We start from the raw sequence: 19,733 nt of genomic DNA on the forward strand, positions 1-19,733 counted from the left end.
AAAAGCAATAACCTTTTGGGCTATTGCTTTCTATATAAAATATAAGATACTTTCTCTTTAGTCGATGCTTACCTCTTCTCTAGGAACATCACTATCTTGGTAACGGTTGATACATTTTGCAACGATATCTTTAGCATCTTCTAATGCTCCCCATCCTCCGATAGAAACTTTCTTTTCCTCAAGATCTTTATAAACTTGGAAGAAATGTTCGATCTCTTTAATTAAGTGTGGATTCAATTCGCTCAAATCGTTTACACGATTCCAAATTGGATCTGAAACTGGCACACAGATAACTTTCTCATCTGGTCCTTTTTCATCTTCCATATGGAAAACTCCGATTGGTTTCACCTCCATTACACAACCAGGAAAAGTTGGCTCTGTAACTAAAACTAAAACATCTAAAGGATCACCATCTAAAGCCAATGTTTCTGGAATAAAACCATAATCAGCAGGATACATCATCGAAGAGAATATCATACGATCGTAACGTATTTTTTTCAATTTAAAATCGTACTCGTACTTGTTTCTACTCCCTTTTGGAATTTCGATTAAAACATCGAAAGTTTTTATTTGATCTGAACTCATTTATTCTTTAAATTATAAATCCTGAATTCAGATTTTGAATTCAAAATTTGTTAGATACTTCTTTAAAATGGAGTGCAAAAGTAATCATTTTCGACATTAAAAGCAACGAAAGAATAATTTAGTTGATTGAAAGTATAGTCTTTATCCTATGTGCCTTAAAACACAAACTCCAAATTCCCTGTAATAGAGAACGGCCTAGCATCTGGAATATCTAAATAATTACCTCGGAAGTTAAAATCTATACGAAGGAGTTTAAAAATGTTAGCAATTCCAAAGGAATACTCGTAGTAAACTTCATCTGTTGGAGCTCTAAGCATAGCTCCCGCTGGTGCACTTAATGCAATATTAGCATCAGAAATCTCTCCCCATACAGCTCGTAAGCCTACAATCTCTCTTAAATCTAATTTCTTCATAAACGGAATTTTAGCTAGCAACCTTCCGTTAAAATTATGTTCAATCTGCCCAGAAACATACGTATCTGTTACAAACTCATAGAAATTTAAGTTAGGAAATGTATTAAAGATGGAAAAATAAGTCTGGTTACCTGGAATAGGACTTAACAAACTTAAAGGCACTTCTCCAAAAGTTTTCCCTGCTTCTACTGTTGTTATGGTACGCCCTAGCCCTCCTAATTGAAACGGCTGACGATAATAAAATTGTAGCTTCTCATAATTAAAATCACTTTCTAAAAAGCCTTTTAATCCCGCGGTATAAACTAAATATAAACGAGCATAATTACGATTCACATCATTTCTCTCCACTCCATATCCAGTTGTTTTTCTACCTGGAGTTACATCCAAAGAAATATTAACATCATATTGCTTGGTTTCGCTAGAAATTCCTCCTGGAGCATCTGGATCCACATAATCTAAATTAAAATCATCTGGCAATGCTGAGCGTAAGGTTCTAAAGTTTGTTTCTGTCTTTAAAACAAAATTCTTCAAAGGCTCATACTCTATCCCAAAAGTAGTAAGATTGATATCCGTTAAAGTATTATTACTTCCAGCGGTGAAAATTGCAGAAGACGCAAAGCTTCTTCCTAAAACATCAGACGAAGAAGTTAAGCTTGTTCCTAATTGCTCGATATCTCTACGAGTACCTCCAGAAATAATCAATCTATTTTTTCTATCTAAAAGCCATTTTCCAGAAAACCCGTATTTAAACTTTTTATCCTTAAAACCGTAAGCAGTATACCCTTGTAATCTCCATGGATCATTTGGACCAAAATAAGTTCTTCCTCCTGCACGAAGTCGAATCCCTTCAGCTTCATTATATCCAAAACTTGAGTATATAGGTCCGAAATCTAAATTTAACTTCGGAATCTCAATATAACCAGAAACTAAAATAGTTGTTAAATCGTATAAGCGCTTAAACTTAGGGACTGTTTTTAGAGTATCTAACATCTTATAAACCCCTTTTTCATCCTCATTTAAGCTTTCTAACCTATTTTCAGCCCAGAAGGTAGTATCTCGATTATAAATTAACTCATTATAAGGATCTACCCGCTTTGTATAAAAACTTTTAGGCTTCTCCTTATTAAATTCGTAGTTATTATAAACTGTAGTTCGCTTTCCGTAAAGTCCACGTGACTCCTCTTTTTTTCGCAAACTAAAATCACTCAACAAATAATCCCTTTTCAGTAGAAAAACAGAATCGTTAAGCACTTCAAACTCTTGTTCGATATATAATTCTTTAACCCAGTTTACGTTAGCACTTTTAGACACTTGCATATTTATGTCTTTAACTGCAAAAGTGGTATCGTTCACCCAAAAATTACCTTTAAAGGTCATTTCATTTTTCCTTCTAGGATAATAAACAATATTATAACACCACTTATTATCTACGTAAGAACTGTCGGTAAGAACATAATTATAGACATCCACTCCAGTTTTTGATAGCGGACTTACAAAGCTCTTATTGAAGAGTTTTATATAATTATTGTAAATATTATAGTCCGCGTAAAGGTCTTTTACAAAAGATATTACGCTTTGATTGGTACTAAAACCAGAGTTCTTATTCCCTACAAGTCTTTCTATTTTTTCATTAATCTTATTATCTCCATGCACTTCGGAGACCGCTTCATTAATAAAAATTGGAAGATATGTTTTACCAGTTACATTAGAAGTATCTACTTGATCAAAAATAAATTCCATTCCATTAAAAATCTTCTTGCTCATAAAAGCACTATCGATAGTATTGAAATCGAATTCTATTTTTTCATATTTATCGTATTTATATTGATCAAAAAGATAAATACCATTTTGGCGCTTCTTTGCCCAAACTTTTTTAAGAATTTCAATTGCAGGATTTCCTTTTTTAGGCTGCTTTCCTACGTAAAGAACTACTTCATCGAGCTCTTCTCCTTCTCTTAAAACTACTTTAAGATCGTAATTAACTTTCTTTTCTAGCTTAATTTCTTCTGAAGCATATCCTAATAAAGTGACGGAAAGAAGGTCATAAGTAGTATCAGATTCTAGATAAAAACGCCCTTCTTCATTAGTAATAGTTCCTTCTGTAGAGTTAGGAAACATCACATTAGCATAAGGAATTTCTATCCCTGAACCGTCAACAACGACACCGCTAACTTTAGTTTGTGCACAAAGTGTTATTGAAAAAAATAATAAGGATAAGGATAGTATATACTTCATAAATAAATAAAAAACTTCACTGGCTAAATATAGTCAGTGAAGTTATATTAACGAAAAAAATCGCTTATTTGTATAAAACTTTTTTTACAGCCTTAACAACATCACCAGAATTAGGCAACCATTCTTCTAAAAGAACAGGTGAATATGGTGCAGGAGTATCTGCTGTATTTATTTTGATAATTGGAGCATCTAAGAAATCAAATGCTTGAGATTGCACTTGGTATGTAATCTCTGTAGCTATATTTCCGAAAGGCCAAGCTTCTTCTAAAATCACTAAACGATTTGTTTTCTTTACTGATTTTAAAATCGTATCATGATCCATTGGTCTTATTGTTCTAAGATCAATAATCTCACAGCTAATTCCTTCTTTTTCTAATTCTTCAGCTGCTTTATATGCTTCTTTAATAATTTTTCCGAATGAAACAATAGTCACATCATTCCCTTCTCTTTTGATATCTGCTACTCCTAATGGAATTGTATAATCATCCTCTGGAATTTCACCTTTATCACCATACATCTGCTCAGACTCCATAAAAATAACAGGATCGTTATCACGGATAGAAGCTTTTAATAATCCCTTTGCATCATATGGATTAGAAGGAACCACCACTTTTAGTCCTGGACAGTTAGCGAACCAACTTTCAAAAGCTTGAGAGTGTGTTGCTCCTAATTGACCAGCAGAAGCTGTAGGACCACGAAAAACGATTGGACAACTTAATTGACCACCCGACATCTGACGGATCTTTGCAGCATTGTTAATTATCTGATCGATTCCAACTAATGCAAAGTTGAAAGTCATGAATTCAATAATAGGTCTGTTTCCATTCATTGCAGAACCAACACCTATTCCAGCAAAACCAAGCTCAGAAATTGGTGTATCTAAAACTCGATCAGGGCCAAACTCGTCCAACATTCCTTTAGAAGCTTTATAAGCACCATTGTATTCTGCTACTTCTTCTCCCATTAAGTAAATGGATTCATCTGCACGCATCTCTTCGCTCATCGCCTGGGCTATTGCTTCTCTAAACTGAATTGTTTTCATCTATTTTATTTGATATTATTAAAGTCTATTTTTTTAAGCATAGCAAAAATAGTAATTCTAAAACAACTATCTTAATAAGATTTTAATAAAAAATTATTATGCATGCATAGCATATTTTAGAAATTATCAGTATCTTCGTAACTCATTTAGTAAAATCACAAAAAATTACCTAAAATATGAAGATATTAGTGTGTATAAGCCACGTACCAGACACTACGTCAAAGATAAATTTTACTGACGGAGATTCAAAGTTTGATACAAATGGTGTGCAATTTGTTATAAACCCAAACGATGAGTTTGGATTAACACGTGCCATGTGGTTCAAAGAGAAACAAGGAGCTACAGTAACTGTAGTGAATGTTGGAGGTGCAGAAACAGAGCCTACACTTAGAAAAGCGTTGGCCATAGGTGCAGATGAAGCTATAAGAATTAATACAAATCCTACGGATGGTTTTTTTGTTGCAAAGCAATTAGCTGCTATTGCAGGCGATTATGACTTAGTGATTGCCGGAAGAGAATCTATCGATTATAACGGAGGGATGGTTCCTGGAATGTTAGCTACCATATTAGGAGCTAATTATGTAAATAATTGTATCAGTTTAGAGGTAGAAGGAGAAACTGCTACCGCTATTCGTGAGATTGACGGTGGTAAAGAAACGCTTAAAACCACTTTCCCACTTGTTATTGGTGGACAAAAAGGATTGGTAGAAGAAAGTGATCTTAAAATACCTAACATGAGAGGTATTATGATGGCTCGTAAAAAAGCTCTTAATGTAATGGAGCCTGTAGCTGGTGAAAACACAACTAAAGCTGTTGCTTTTGAGAAACCAGATGCTAAAGGAGCAATAAAATTAGTTTCACCAGATAATTTAGACGAACTCGTTAGTCTTTTACACAACGAAGCTAAAGTAATATAACAATATACAAAGTGAAATATATAAAGACAGCTATATGATATACTCTATAGCTTAACTTTTAAAAATTCAACTTTATAACTTTATAATAAAAAAATATATGTCTGTTCTTGTTTATACTGAAACGGAAAACGGAAAACTTAAAAAAACAGCTCTTGAAGTTGCGTCTTATGCTAAAGGTATTGCCGATATGCTTGGGACTGATGTAACTGCAGTTACTATAAATGCAGATGATGCTAGCGAACTAGGTAAATATGGAGTTGCTAAAATTCTTTCCGTTAAAAATGATAAATTAAATAATTTTAATGCAAAAGCCTATGCTGATGTACTAAAACAAGCTGCCGATAAAGAAAGCAGTAAAGTTGTAGTAGTAAGTTCTAGCGCTAATGCTAAATTCATGGCACCTATATTGGCCATCAATCTTAATGCAGGTTACGCACCAAATGTAGTTGCATTACCAGAAAGTGATAGTCCTTTTAAAGTAAAACGTACTGCTTTTACAAATAAGGCTTTTAATACTACTGAAATTACTACGGATGTAAAACTTTTAGGTTTATCTAAAAATGCCTTCGGATTAAAAGAAAGCGATGGTGCTGCTACTGCTGAAGATTTTTCACCTTCATTAAATGAAGGAGATTTCTCTACGGAAGTAACTTCTGTAGACAAGGTTACTGGACAAGTAACAATTGCAGATGCTGAAATTGTAGTTTCTGCAGGTCGTGGGTTAAAAGGCCCTGAAAATTGGGGAATGGTAGAAGAATTAGCAGATGTTTTAGGTGCTGCAACGGCATGTTCTAAGCCAGTTTCTGATATGGGATGGCGTCCACATGGAGAACACGTTGGACAAACAGGAAAACCTGTAGCCGCAAATTTGTATATCGCAATTGGTATTTCTGGAGCAATTCAACATTTAGCAGGAATAAATGCTTCTAAAGTAAAAGTTGTTATTAACAACGACCCAGAAGCTCCTTTCTTTAAGGCTGCTGACTACGGTGTTGTTGGAGATGCCTTTGAAGTAGTTCCTCAACTAATAGAAAAATTGAAAGAATTTAAAGCGAATAACGCATAATTTTTGTTAAATTGTGCCCCTAAAGGGCTGTCTAAATTATGGGATCTGCCCATTGTTTAGACAGCCTTTGCTATTTTTAATGATGTATGAGTTTAGTAAAATTAAACATAAAAGGGATTTCTTATAGTCAGACCCAAAATGGAGCTTACGCCCTAATATTGAACGAAGTAGACGGTGAAAGAAAGCTACCAATTGTTATTGGTGCATTCGAAGCTCAATCTATTGCTATAGCCCTTGAAAAAGAAATAAAGCCACCAAGGCCTCTTACCCACGACCTATTTAAAAGTTTTGCAGATAGGTTCGAAATTGTGGTAAAGCAGGTTATAATTCATAAATTAGTAGATGGTGTTTTCTATTCTAGTATTATTTGCGAACGAGATAAGATCGAAGAGATTATAGATGCTAGAACTAGTGATGCCATTGCATTAGCATTACGTTTTAATGCTCCTATTTTTACCTACAAAAACATACTTGATAAAGCTGGAATCTTTTTAAAATTCTCACCCAAAGAAGAAGGAGAAGAAGACAGTAAAGAAAGCATTAGTGTAGATGAGATTTTTAGCAATGAAGAGGTTCCAAAAAATGAAACATCGTACAATGCTCAATCACTTCAAGAACTATACACCATGCTTGACAGTGCTGTTTCTAATGAAGATTATGAAAAAGCAGCTAAAATAAGAGACGAAATCTCGAAAAGAGAAGAGAAATAAATATTTAGAAATCTTTCTTTAAACTATTAACAAAAATAAAGGGAGCGCAATAAAATGGACTTAGCAAGTAGATTCATGCTATACATTACTAATTAAACCTGCTCTTAGGTAATAAATAAAAACGTGTTGAAAAAAATACTATTTCTACTATTAGCCATTTGTTTTTCAGGGACAGCATTAGCTCAAGATATTGAGAAAAAATGGATCTCTTCAGAAAATTCTACTGTAAAGAATGCTATTCAGCAGCTCACATTTAAAGGCGGAGATTTTAATTACAAAAGAAACAACCAGTCATATACAGGGAGTTTTATCACTCAGAATGACAACCTCATTTTTTTATATGATACGCCCAGAAGCACCGTAGGAAAATTTAAAATTCTAGAAATTACTGACTCCACGTTAGTCATTAAAAATAAAAAAGGAGAGCACAGCCTTGTTGTAGCTCCAAAAGAATCTGCCATGGCTACGGCAGGTAAATCAGATCAGATAATCCCGAATCAAGGCTTTACCATGAATAGCCTATGGAGAGGGATTTTAGGAATGTTCACGCTCCTACTCATTGCATATATATTTAGTAGTAACAGGAAGGCAATTAATTGGAAGACTGTAGGAATAGGCCTTGCAGCACAATTAATTTTAGCTGTAGGAGTATTGGAAGTTTCATTTGTTCAAAAAATATTCGAATGGATAGGTAGTATTTTTGTACTTGTATTAGATTTCACAGCAGCTGGAAGTGAGTTCTTATTAGGAGATTTAATGAACGCAGACAGCTTTGGTTATATCTTTTTATTCCAAGTATTACCAACTATCATTTTCTTTTCTGCCTTAACTTCTGTTTTATTTTACTTAGGAGTAATTCAAGTAATCGTAAAGGGAATGGCTATCGGTCTTTCTAAATTATTAGGAATTTCTGGAGCGGAGAGTTTATCTGTAGCAGGAAACATATTCTTAGGGCAAACAGAAGCGCCGTTAATGATTAAAGCTTACTTAGAAAGAATGACAAGGTCGGAAATTCTTCTTGTGATGATTGGAGGAATGGCTACCGTTGCCGGAGGTGTATTGGCTGCCTATATAGGATTTTTAGGAGGCGACGACCCTGTTCTAAGAATTCAATTTGCAAAACATCTATTAGCAGCATCTGTTATGGCTGCTCCTGGAGCAATTGTAATATCCAAAATGCTTTACCCACAACAAGAAGAGGTAAACACCAATGTAGATGTTTCTACAGATAAAATTGGATCTAATATCCTTGATGCTATTGCAAATGGTACTACTGAAGGTTTAAAATTAGCTGCAAATGTTGGAGCTATGCTTTTAGTTTTTATAGCATTTATTGCTATGATAAATTATATATTAGAGTGGATTGGAGACTTTACAACATTAAATGCAATCTTGAAAGAGAACACTCCTTATGAATCCTTTTCTCTAGAATCTATTCTCGGATTTATTTTTGCTCCTCTTATGTGGCTTATTGGTGTTGCCAAAGAAGACATGATGCTTATGGGGCAATTACTAGGAATTAAACTCGCAGCTAGTGAATTTGTAGGATATGTACAATTAGCTGGATTGAAAGATGTTGCCAATGTAACCCATTTCACCTATAATAAGTCGGTTATTATGGCGACCTATATGTTATGTGGCTTTGCCAATTTTGCTTCTATAGGTATCCAAATTGGAGGTATTGGTTCTTTAGCTCCTGGTCAGCGTAAAAACTTATCGGAGTTTGGAATGAAAGCTGTTCTTGGGGGTTCTTTAGCATCTTTATTATCGGCGACCATTGCAGGAATGATAATTGGGTAACACTAGTTTAAAATCCGACTTAATAATCTGTATAATGACGACCTTTATTACGACTAAAAGTGTTAGTTAATAACCTTTTGATAAAATAAAAAGTCATTGTACAAGTTTTTGAAAGGCATTTTCTATTTTCGTAAAAATTTGCGTTAGGGATTGAAGCAAGGTAACGTGTACCACGATGCCTGCCGGTAAGCAACAACCCCAGACCAACTTTTTTATTGGGAAACGCCCAAATAAATATATCACTTAGATTACACAAAAATGAAGCAGTATCACGATCTTGTTAAGCATGTATTGGCTAACGGAAATGAAAAAGGAGATAGAACGGGGACGGGAACAAAGAGCGTTTTCGGGTACCAAATGCGATTCGATTTAAGTGAAGGTTTCCCTATGGTTACCACAAAAAAACTGCACTTAAAATCTATTGTTTACGAATTGTTATGGTTCCTAAATGGTGATACTAATATAAAATACTTACAAGACAACGGAGTTCGTATCTGGAATGAATGGGCGGATGAAAATGGTGATTTAGGTCCTGTTTATGGTCATCAGTGGAGAAATTGGAACAGCGAAGAGATTGATCAGATTAAAGAGGTTGTAGAGACTTTAAAAAATAATCCAAACAGTCGTAGAATGCTAGTTTCGGCATGGAATCCTAGTGTTTTACCTGACACTTCTGTTTCTTTTTCTGAGAACGTTGCCAATGGCAAAGCTGCTTTGCCTCCATGTCATGCGTTCTTTCAGTTTTATGTTGCCGACGGAAAACTATCATGTCAATTATATCAACGTAGTGCAGATATCTTCTTAGGAGTCCCATTTAATATTGCCTCTTACGCATTGTTTACTATGATGATGGCTCAAGTTTGTGGTTATGAGGCTGGAGATTTTATACACACTTTTGGTGATGCACATATCTACAACAATCATTTAGAGCAACTAGAACTACAATTATCTAGAGAACCTAAGCCGCTTCCTAAAATGATTTTAAACCCTAAAGTAAAAAACATTTTTGATTTTAAATTCGAAGATTTTACTTTAGAAAACTATGAACACCATCCTCACATCAAAGGAACTGTTGCTATTTAAACCAAGCCTTTATAAAAATTATTTTTATATTTTGAGAATACTTGATGTTTAATTCTGTTGATATAATTTTATCTATATTTATAATCTAAGCTAACCAAAGAATAGATTATGAATATTTTAAAATTTATAATTGCATTTTTTATTTCAAATTTCAGCTATTCACAAGTAGATACCTATATCTTTTCTGAAGTTGATGAAATCCCGTATTTTACAAATAGCGAATGCGATATTAAAACTGAAGAATGTTTTAAGACAGATTTACTATCACATATACAAAAAGTATTTTCCTACCCTGAAATTGCATATCAAAATGGAATTGAAGGCAAAATTTACGTTCAATTTAAAATTAATAAGGATGGATATTTCACAGATGTTAAAGCCAGGAGTAAAGACTCTTTATTTCAAAGCGAAGGAATTAGAATAATAAAATCTCTTCCTAAAATCACTCCTGCTTTTATAGATAAAAATCCTGTTTCTACTGTATATTCATACGCTATTCATTTTAATATTGATGAAGAAAAAACTATCTCTTCTTATGATAAAGTAGCTAAAGCCCCAGTAATATTTCAAAACTGCAAGAGAAAAACTTCGGATGTAGAATGCTTTAAGAAGGAGCTTTTTGATTTTATGTTTGACCATTTAGAACATAAAAACTTAAGCTCTACTAATTATAATCAAACATCATCAAAAGAGATAGAATATATAGCTAAGTTTTATATAGAAATTTCCACTTCTGGAGCGATTGAAAATCTAACCGTCGTTTCTAATAACAAATCTTTAAAAAGTGAAATTGAAAGAATTTTTAAAGAAAATAAAATATCATTAATACCCGCTTCAAATAGCGAGGGGAATTCAATTCCGTGCTATTTTTCAGATGAACTAAAAATAGTTGCCGTTACTAGAGAGGTGAGACACCCAATTTCAGGACAATATTAAATTACATGTTAACATCTTTTAACTAAGCTTCTTACAAAGCAGTGGTTAAAATTCTTATTTTTAGAAAAAGAATTAAGAAAAAGACTAACTAGATGTTAATGACCAATGAAATTATTAGCAATTTTCTTCAAACGAGAATTGCTACAGAAGAAATATGCGCCCCATTAACTCAAGAAGATTATGTTGTCCAACCCAGCGAACACGTATCACCTCCAAAATGGCATTTAGGTCATACAACTTGGTTCTTTGAGGAATTCGTTTTAAAAAAATTCAATCCCGATTACAAAGAATTCGACTCCCAATATAGTTTTCTTTTTAATAGCTACTACGAGAGTATGGGAGAACGACTTTTGAGAACAAATCGAGGGAATCTCACCCGCCCCTCTGTTGAGGAGGTTTATAGATATCGTGATTATGTTACAAATCAGCTTTCCGACTTCTTAGAAGACAATCTAACGGAACAAATCGCCTCAATTGTAATCACTGGAATCCACCACGAAAAACAACATCAAGAACTCTTATTTACAGACATTAAATACATTCTAGGTAGCAATCCTTTATTACCTGCTTATTCAGAAACATTTGAGGAAAATATCGTAGAAAAACAGAAATCTAAATGGATAAAAATTCCTGAAGGTACTTATGAAATTGGACATATTACAAATGATTTTTGTTTTGATAATGAACTAGGAAAACACAAAGTACATCTTCATAATTATAAAATAGCCAATAAATTAGTCACAAATGAAGAGTATCAAGAGTTTATAAATGATGGGGGATATGAAGACTTTAAATATTGGCATGCTGAAGGCTGGGATTGGATACAAAAGAATAATATAAAATGCCCATTATATTGGCATAAAGTTGACGATGTTTGGCAGCAATATACATTTAAAGGACTAAAAACTATTGACCTAGAAACTCCCGTAACCCATATTTCTTATTACGAAGCTTTTGCCTATGCAGAATGGCGTGGACTCCGTCTTCCTACGGAATTTGAATGGGAAGCGGCTCAAGATTTCTTCGATTGGGGAAAACGCTGGGAATGGACAGAAAGTGCTTACCTACCCTACCCTTATTACAAAAAAGCAGAAGGAGCATTAGGTGAGTATAACGGCAAGTTTATGGTTAATCAAAAAGTACTAAGAGGAGGCTCTGTAGTTACCTCCAAAGACCATACTCGTTACACATATAGAAACTTTTTCCACCCACACTTAAGATGGCAATTCACTGGAATAAGACTTGCCAAAAGATAAATTACATTTAAGAATATATGCCAACATTTTCAAACATCTTTGAGAAAGATGTATACAAAGGACTAACCGCTTACCCAAAGAACTTATCTTCTAAATATTTTTATGATGAAAAGGGAGATAAAATATTTCAGCAGATAATGAATATGCCGACTTATTATCTTACAAATGCTGAATATGAAATTATTGAAACTTACAGAAAAGAGCTCGCCAATCTTTTTGATGATGAAAATGGTTTCGATATTATCGAATTGGGCGCTGGCGATGGAAAAAAAACAAAAGTATTGTTACGCTATTTAGAGCAAAATAAATATAATTTTACATACCAACCCATAGACATTAGTAAATATGCATTGAGGGATTTAAAGGACTCGCTAGAGAGTGAACTCCCAAATTTAAAGGTTATTCCGCAAGAAGGGATGTATTTTGAAATTTTAAATCGATTATCAGAATATAAAAAGCGGAAAAAAATTATTCTCGTTCTCGGTTCTAATATCGGAAACTTAGTTCATGAAAAAGCAATCGATTTTCTTCAAAATATAAAATCAAGTATGAATGAAGGAGATTTATTATTTATGGGCTTCGATCAGAAAAAACATCCCCAGAAAATCATCAACGCATATAGTGATGAAGAAGGAGTAACAGAAGCCTTTAATAAAAACCTACTCACTAGAATTAATAATGAGCTAGATGCTGATTTTAATATTGATAAATTTTTACACTGGGAAACCTACGATCCAGAAACTGGAACTGCTAAAAGTTTTCTTGTAGCTACTGAAGACCAAAACGTAAATATTAAAAAAATAAATTTAGAGGTGAGTTTTAATGCCTGGGAAACATTACATACAGAAGTTTCACAAAAATATGATGATCAAATTGTTAATTGGCTAGCTACAAAAGCAAACCTAAAAGTAATCTCTCAATTTAAAGATAGTAAATGCCTATTTAAAGATTATCTCTTTTCAATATAACATATAAACCAACAAGTTATGGAGCAAGAACTAATAAATACCATCCAAAATAAGTTTCATCATTTAGCACAATATTTAGCTGCATTTAGCAATAGCTTTCTCCCTAAAAGGGAAGATGATAGTCAGTCTGCATTATGCTGGTCCGTAGAGAATAGCGCACTCCTATCTCAGAAAATAGACACAATATACTTAGAACTCAATTATAAAGATATTGTTATTAGAATACATAAAGGAGATACATTTAAGGAACTAGATTTATTGGGCTTAACACATAGTGGAATCGACTCATGGATACGCGAAACCATTTCAGATTTCGGATTGAGCGCTGGAGATTACCATTATAATCTTGGGTTTAAAATAAATACTGAGTTTGATACTTTTATAACTCTAGATGCTGAAGATGAAAAAGTAATTTATCAACTTATAGAATCTCGTAATATCTCTCAGCGTTCATTAGAACACATAAAAAAACTCCATAAAGACACTTCTTCTATTTATGTTTGGCCTCACCATTTCGACACAGGCATGCTCGTTAATGTGAATTCAAATAGTGGATACAGCCTTGGATATGCAATTGCTGACAATACAGTTAATAAATCCCCATATTATTACGCTAAAGCATGGAGCGACAACACAATAGATTACACTCAATTACCTGCGCTTAAAAGAGGGAAATGGGTTTTAGGAGAATGGAATGGAGCTATCATTTCTATAGATGAGCAATACGATTTAAATACAGTCGAAAACCTTTATGAAAATTTTATCGAGATAATTAAAGATCGACTCTAATTAAACGTGTAATACGGCATTTTCTGCTCCTCCAAAATCATTCCACACAAAAGCATCTGCCTCCTCTTCGTTTGTATACTCACCATCGATGATATAACGAAACTCATAAGAATTATCCTTTGGCAAGTCAAAAGTGCCTTTAAAATTTCCGTTTTTTTGTTTTTTCAATGAAGTTACCTCTGGGTTCCATTCATTAAAATCGCCTACAACTACAACTTGATTAGCTTCTATTGCAGGAACTGTAAAAGTAATTTTACAAACTGGTCGCGACTTTAAATATTGTTTGGTGATTGACATTTTAGATAAAATTTATTGATTTCTACATGTAAAAGAATAAATTAAATTCTTGATAAACAACTAGAAAACAAATATTTATCGTTTTATTAAAACTGCCTTAACGAAATCAAGAAAAGCACAAAATTTTATTAGAAAAATGTAGAAAATAGAATTATTTATGCTTTAAAATGTTAGCGATCTTATCTATATCTTTCATGGTATTATAGATATGAAAACTTACTCGAACCCCTGAGCCCCTCATTGAAAAAATTATATTCCGAGATTTTAATGCTGCTATCATTTTATCATCTACATTGAGATTAAATATTGTAGAATGAGGAACTTGTCTTTGAGCAACTTCTACAGATAATAAGTCTAACGCTGAGAATTTCTCTACTGCGTATTCCGATAACGACTTTAAGTGCTTTGTCACCTCTTCCATTCCTATCTCATTAAACTGTTCAATAGAAAACAAAAGGCTACCAAAATTTAATGTATCCAAGTGCCCAGGCTCAAAATGACATTTTAAATGATTTTTACCCTTTTGAAAAGACTCCTCTTGAGGCTCAAATGCTAACGATTTTGGGTATAATAAAGAAACGACAGACTCACTAAAAAGCATATATCCATTCCCATATCCTGCTAATAACCATTTATAACCACTCCCTCCAAAGACATCAATTCCAGCGTCTTTAAATGAAAAACTTTCCGTCCCGCTATACTGAGTTCCATCAGCTATAAAAATAGTGTCAGGATACTCCTTTTTAAGCTCTTTAATAAAGTTTAAATCCATTTTAATCCCATCGATATACTGAACAATGCTAAACGCAAAAATATCAGGCTGGTCATTTTTAAACGCTGCTCTAATATTTTCTTCAAGATGTTGATCTACCTTTGCAAAAGTAACAGATTTAAAATCGCCACTTACAAAAGGCCAATTAACGGAAGGATAATCGCCGTCTAAAAGTAAAATGCTTTTCTGTTTATCAATTCCATTTACAAATGTCTTTAAAGCAAATGAAAAATTTGGTGTAAGAATTGTATTCTCAACATCTGCATTAAAAAAACCAGCAACAGCCGTTCTTACACCTGCAATTTGTTCTTCTAAAGAGTCTCTAAATTTACTTCCTCCAATTAAAAAATCGATGTCATGTCCTTGACGCCACTCCATCAAACTTTCGTACATAAGTCCAGAGGCAGCTGTATTAGCATATGTATATTGGCTAATAATCGGGAAATCTCTTGAGAAGTTATCTATTGTCATTACAATAATTTAAAATTTACACAAAAAACAATAAGCTATAAAACTATTCTAGCATCTACTAAGTAAAGAAATTCCAAACTACTCCAAAGCGTACAATAAAGTCTCGATATGGGTAATTTGGTGCTGTATAAAAATTATTATCTCCGAATGGAGAATTAAAGTGTTCTGCTTTTAAATAGATTCTAGTTCGTCTAACTTTTACATTTATAAAGAAATCAATCATAGGGAAACCTCCTATTTCCTCTCTATCTTGAACCAATAGCTCCCCTAAAACGGGACTATAAGAATTCATATAGTATTTACTAAAATATTTTGCAGTAATACCAGTTTGAAGATATAAAGCCTTTTTAAATAAATGATTAGAATAATATAAAGTGTTTCTTGTTACAATTTGAGGCACATTAACAATATTCTCACTTTGACTCACATTTTGATACATGATTGTATTTGCAAATCCCCATTTTCGTAAAAAATGTAAATCGTTACTAAGCTTTACTTTTAAAGAATTTATAGAGCCATCAAATTGTGTTGGAGTCACTAATTGCACATCATCTAAAACTGAAGAAATAGAATCTCCCGTATCTAAATTTTCAGCAAAATAAGAGTATTTATCACGTACCGTATATGCAACACTCAAGCTTCCCCATTTTTTAGAGTTTATACTCCCTTCCAAAGTGCTTAATTTTTGCTTTTCAAAAGTGTCAACATTCACCCAATTATAAGCTTCGTAATCACTTTGATATAATAAGAAATTAAAATTAGGAAGACGAGAAGACACATGTAAGTTAGCATCTACATTAATATCTTTTGTTAGCTGGTATTCCATTTCAGCATTAAAAGTAGTTCCTCCAAGATCACCAACGATATTCTGCGTAAAATCTCCTGCCAGTAAAAAACCACCTAATTGCTTTTTAAATTTACCTCCAACAGAAATCTCATTATCCCTCAATTGATTAGGTATAACCCCATTTGAAGTTTCTACTATACTATTAAAGTAATAATTATATTTATAGAAATTTACCAAGAAAGTAGCTTCTCCTATTATTTTATTATTATAGTTTAGGTTTAATTGATTGTTAAACGTCTTTAGTCTAGCCCTGTCATTAATATCTGAACTCTGGTAAGAATCTCCAAAATATGAATTTTCTGAGTCTTGTCGATATTCATACGTTTTAGTTTCGTACGTTAATTTATGTCCAATAGAAAGTCCATAGTTTCGTAAAGAATCTGCTTCTTTAAAAAGGTAAAATCTATGATCTAAAAAATACCTTTTCCCTAACAAGAAGTTTTCAGCATCCTCGAATCTAACATCAATTCTAGAACGATCAGTAAACTCATCATCACCAGATGTAAACTGCTCTGGAACAGCTAACCCACCATTCTCTTCATTTAAAATATCTTGGGATGTATAATGTCCTCGTAATTGATATTTCTCATTCTTAGTATGGTAATTTGTAGTAAATCTAAAATTCCCTGTGCTAGACAATATATGTTGATACTTACCTAAAGAACGCATTCCTTTATAGGCAATGGATACATTTAATTGAGGCGAAGTATTTAAAGTAATCATGGCATCTAGAATCTGCCCTTGTTCCATGACCGTTTTATAAAACAATTCTGTAGTTGGTGTTGGCACTCTATAATAATCTATATCCTCTATTTCCATATAGTTATTATACTTAGCCTCCTGCCCCATTCTTGGGTAAAAACCTTTCTCTTCTGTATCTGCTCCTAACTTATTATAGGTTTGCCCTACGTTTGCAAAAGGAAGTAATTCAAAATCATCTTTTCTTAAATAGTTGTACTTATACTCCTTCTGTACCGTAAGTGTTGTATCAAAAGTAGTTGTATCTCTAGCATAAGAAATAATCTTATAATCTTCTATTGGAAAATCATCGTCCTTTTTCTTCTTACCTGATTCTCCTTTCTTTGATATTACAAGTGTAGTATCTTTTACTACTCTAGTTCCTGGTTCTTCTTGAGCGTTTGCCACACCAAGGAATACTACTAAAAAGAAAAATAAGAAATAAAAATTCTTCATTCATTTTGATTTGAAAACAAAGGTATATTATTTGAGCGAAATCCTGATAGCTGTATTTATTATTTTATGCTCAAAAACACCAATATAACCTATAAGTTTTTAACTTTGATTATTCAAAATAGCCATTTCTAGGCACATAAATAACGATTAAAATGTATAAATCGTATAGTAAACTCATAGAAGCTGGCACAGATGAAGCTGGAAGAGGGTGCCTTGCTGGGCCTGTAACTGCTGCAGCTGTAATTTTACCTTCTGATTTTAAGAATGATGTTATTAATGACTCGAAACAATTATCGGAAATAAAGCGTAAGCTATTAAAACCAATAATAGAAAAAGACGCTAGCTGCTTTGGTGTTGCCCATATATACCCAGATGTAATTGATAAAATAAATATATTAAATGCTTCTATTTTAGGAATGCATCAAGCTTTAGAGCAGTTAACCTCTCCAATAGAGCATATTATAGTTGATGGAAATAAATTTAAACCATACAATGATGTTCCACACCAATGCATCATAAAAGGAGATAGTAAATACCTAAGTATTGCTGCAGCTTCAATTTTAGCTAAAACTTATCGAGATGCATATATGGAGCAAATACATGAAGAATTTCCGATGTATAATTGGAAAAAAAACAAAGGATATCCAACAAAAGAACACCGCGAAGCTATAAGAAAGTACGGAGTTACAAAATACCATAGAACTTCCTTTAGATTATTACCTGAGCAATTAAAATTAGAGCTATAAAAAAACCCACCAATATTGGTGGGTTTTTTATTAAATTTAATAACATCAGCAAGAGAATAAACTTTTTTTTAAATGAATCCCCTTGATAATAACAGTATTAATTTTGAGAATTAATATTATTATTATCTTGAATTTCTTGTTGAGGAATTTCAAAAGTTAATCTTTCATCGTCGAATGACATTGTTTCTCCTACAAATGATAAATGATTTGCTGCTCGTTTTATACTTGTTTTACCACGCTTCATTGCTAGATAGCTTTTACCCTCTCCCCAAAACTCTAAACGAGTTTGCTTATATATTTCATCTATTAATCCTTGACCACTTAAAGAATTGATGTAAGATGCATCTGACACTCTAGTTGAAACAAAATTCATTAATTCTACTTTCGCCAATTCTTCTTGCCCAGATTTAGCAAGACCCTCTATTTTAAGCAATAATGGCTCTTCATACCTCATATAAACATAATCAGCTTTCACAATTTGAGATGACCCAAAAATTACTCTATCAGAATCATAAAACTTATCTAGTGGTTGCAAGTATCTTGTACTAGAAGGATCATTAAAAAATTGATTTCTACGAACATCGTCTAGTTTCATACTTTCATATAAATCAGCATCTATTGCTTTATTATCTCCCACTGCAGCATAACTATATGAATATGCATCTATCTGTCCCCACCAAGAAACTAAGCTTAATCCAATGTCTTCATTCAAATCGACACCCCACATCCATCCTTGAGAATCAACAGTATTGAAACCACCTAGAATACCATTTATAGATTCATCAGTAGTCATTGGTGATGCACTAGTATTTAGCAATGCATTATTTGAATATGTAACCACATCTTGCCATCTATCTCTTCTAGACGCAAGCACATAAGCCATAATAACCTGTGCTACAGACTCATCAACTTGTGTTTTTGACGGTCTCCCATATCCTTCTAAAAGTCCAATTGCCTTCACTAAATCATTCTCCATTAATTCATACACCTCTTTTGTAGTAGATTTAGAATTCCCTACAAATCCAGGCTCTATGTAAATAGGTAATGTTGCTGAAGTCCAAGAAGCTTCGACATCATTTATCATATATTGAGTTAAATAAAAGTATGAATGCGCTCTCATAGCAAGTGCTTGTCCTAATGTATATTTATTATCATCAGACTCAGGTATTGCATCATTACCCCCTAAACTCTCAATTACAAGGTTGGATAAATTTATAATTCTATAGTAGTAACGCCATACTTGATAATTCTCCTCTTGAGTGAAATCTAATGGAGCCTGATATTCTGTAATTCTAGACCTATACCATCCATAAGTACTAGTAGATAGAGCCATATCACTACAAATCATGTCCCCATAAACATCAAAGCCTTTTTGTCCAAAATCTTGTTGAGAATCCGTACCTCCAGTCCCTGTTGTAAACATAGTTGCATAAATACCTGTTACTGTCGCCTCCCCTAGTTCTGGGTTTTTCTCTATTCCTTCTGCTAATTGATCTGCATTTATTATAGACCCTTCCGGCTCTTCGACTAAAAAGTCATCACCACAGCTAGCAAAAAATAAAGCTAGACATGATACTCCTAATAATTTAATAAAATTTCTTTTCAT

General features: G+C 33.1%; 17 protein-coding genes. 10 read left to right on the plus strand and 7 right to left on the minus strand.

Translation table 11 applies throughout. From position 1 onward, the window contains the following. Positions 1-57: 57 nt before the first annotated feature. From ACN0TY_RS14690 to ACN0TY_RS14700, 3 genes are all read right to left on the minus strand, one after another. Positions 58-585 carry an inorganic diphosphatase gene (locus ACN0TY_RS14690; protein ID WP_236959878.1) on the minus strand — a complete coding sequence of 176 codons (528 nt, stop codon included), beginning with the start codon at positions 583-585 and terminating at the stop codon, positions 58-60. 155 nt (positions 586-740) lie between these two features. Then, complete coding sequence (locus ACN0TY_RS14695) at positions 741-3,233, minus strand: DUF5686 family protein (protein WP_417445087.1); 2,493 nt, start codon at positions 3,231-3,233, stop codon at positions 741-743. Positions 3,234-3,297: 64 nt separating this feature from the next. Continuing rightward, positions 3,298-4,275: a pyruvate dehydrogenase complex E1 component subunit beta gene (locus tag ACN0TY_RS14700; protein ID WP_236959876.1), complete on the minus strand. Its 978-nt coding sequence runs from the start codon at positions 4,273-4,275 to the stop codon at positions 3,298-3,300. Between the two features lie 176 nt (positions 4,276-4,451). Between ACN0TY_RS14700 and ACN0TY_RS14705 the strand changes: the two genes are divergently transcribed. The 9 genes from ACN0TY_RS14705 (at position 4,452) to ACN0TY_RS14745 (ending at position 13,800) form a co-directional block, all read left to right on the plus strand. After that, positions 4,452-5,192, plus strand: coding sequence for an electron transfer flavoprotein subunit beta/FixA family protein (locus ACN0TY_RS14705; protein ID WP_236959875.1), 741 nt, complete (start codon positions 4,452-4,454; stop codon positions 5,190-5,192). Between the two features lie 97 nt (positions 5,193-5,289). Continuing rightward, the gene (locus ACN0TY_RS14710; RefSeq protein ID WP_417445088.1) at positions 5,290-6,258 is read left to right on the plus strand and encodes an electron transfer flavoprotein subunit alpha/FixB family protein; all 969 of its coding nucleotides are present in this window, start codon (positions 5,290-5,292) and stop codon (positions 6,256-6,258) included. 86 nt (positions 6,259-6,344) lie between these two features. Beyond that, complete coding sequence (locus ACN0TY_RS14715) at positions 6,345-6,968, plus strand: bifunctional nuclease family protein (protein WP_236959873.1); 624 nt, start codon at positions 6,345-6,347, stop codon at positions 6,966-6,968. Between the two features lie 126 nt (positions 6,969-7,094). Beyond that, complete coding sequence (locus ACN0TY_RS14720; RefSeq protein ID WP_417445089.1) at positions 7,095-8,768, plus strand: NupC/NupG family nucleoside CNT transporter; 1,674 nt, start codon at positions 7,095-7,097, stop codon at positions 8,766-8,768. A gap of 258 nt (positions 8,769-9,026) precedes the next feature. Continuing rightward, on the plus strand, positions 9,027-9,851 hold the full coding sequence (locus ACN0TY_RS14725; RefSeq protein WP_417445090.1) for a thymidylate synthase: 825 nt from the start codon (positions 9,027-9,029) through the stop codon (positions 9,849-9,851). A 108-nt stretch (positions 9,852-9,959) separates the two neighbouring features. Further along, positions 9,960-10,787 carry an energy transducer TonB gene (locus ACN0TY_RS14730; protein WP_417445091.1) on the plus strand — a complete coding sequence of 276 codons (828 nt, stop codon included), beginning with the start codon at positions 9,960-9,962 and terminating at the stop codon, positions 10,785-10,787. A 92-nt stretch (positions 10,788-10,879) separates the two neighbouring features. After that, the gene (gene egtB, locus ACN0TY_RS14735) at positions 10,880-12,043 is read left to right on the plus strand and encodes an ergothioneine biosynthesis protein EgtB (protein ID WP_417445092.1); all 1,164 of its coding nucleotides are present in this window, start codon (positions 10,880-10,882) and stop codon (positions 12,041-12,043) included. 17 nt (positions 12,044-12,060) lie between these two features. Next, entirely contained in the window at positions 12,061-13,011 is a 951-nt protein-coding gene (locus ACN0TY_RS14740) for an L-histidine N(alpha)-methyltransferase (RefSeq protein ID WP_417445093.1), read from the plus strand. 18 nt (positions 13,012-13,029) lie between these two features. Further along, positions 13,030-13,800 (plus strand): hypothetical protein, encoded by a 771-nt coding sequence (locus ACN0TY_RS14745; protein WP_417445094.1) that lies wholly within the window; start codon positions 13,030-13,032, stop codon positions 13,798-13,800. Here ACN0TY_RS14745 and ACN0TY_RS14750 read toward each other — a convergent pair whose 3' ends face one another. The 3 genes from ACN0TY_RS14750 to ACN0TY_RS14760 all read right to left on the minus strand — a co-directional run bounded on the left by ACN0TY_RS14750 (position 13,801) and on the right by ACN0TY_RS14760 (position 17,381). Next, on the minus strand, positions 13,801-14,097 hold the full coding sequence (locus tag ACN0TY_RS14750; protein WP_417445095.1) for an isoamylase early set domain-containing protein: 297 nt from the start codon (positions 14,095-14,097) through the stop codon (positions 13,801-13,803). Between the two features lie 151 nt (positions 14,098-14,248). Continuing rightward, a complete protein-coding gene (locus ACN0TY_RS14755; RefSeq protein WP_417445096.1) occupies positions 14,249-15,340 on the minus strand; it encodes an aminotransferase class V-fold PLP-dependent enzyme in 1,092 nt (363 codons plus the stop codon). 58 nt (positions 15,341-15,398) lie between these two features. Then, the gene (locus tag ACN0TY_RS14760; protein ID WP_417445097.1) at positions 15,399-17,381 is read right to left on the minus strand and encodes a putative porin; all 1,983 of its coding nucleotides are present in this window, start codon (positions 17,379-17,381) and stop codon (positions 15,399-15,401) included. A 152-nt stretch (positions 17,382-17,533) separates the two neighbouring features. Here ACN0TY_RS14760 and ACN0TY_RS14765 point away from each other — a divergent pair, with 152 nt between their 5' ends. After that, positions 17,534-18,127, plus strand: a complete 594-nt coding sequence (locus ACN0TY_RS14765) for a ribonuclease HII (protein ID WP_417445098.1) — start codon at positions 17,534-17,536, stop codon at positions 18,125-18,127. A gap of 97 nt (positions 18,128-18,224) precedes the next feature. Here the strand turns inward: ACN0TY_RS14765 and ACN0TY_RS14770 are convergent, their stop codons facing one another. After that, entirely contained in the window at positions 18,225-19,733 is a 1,509-nt protein-coding gene (locus tag ACN0TY_RS14770) for a RagB/SusD family nutrient uptake outer membrane protein (RefSeq protein ID WP_417445099.1), read from the minus strand.

The organism is Joostella sp. (assembly GCF_048266025.1).
GTDB classification, from domain to species: domain Bacteria; phylum Bacteroidota; class Bacteroidia; order Flavobacteriales; family Flavobacteriaceae; genus Galbibacter; species Galbibacter atrarenae.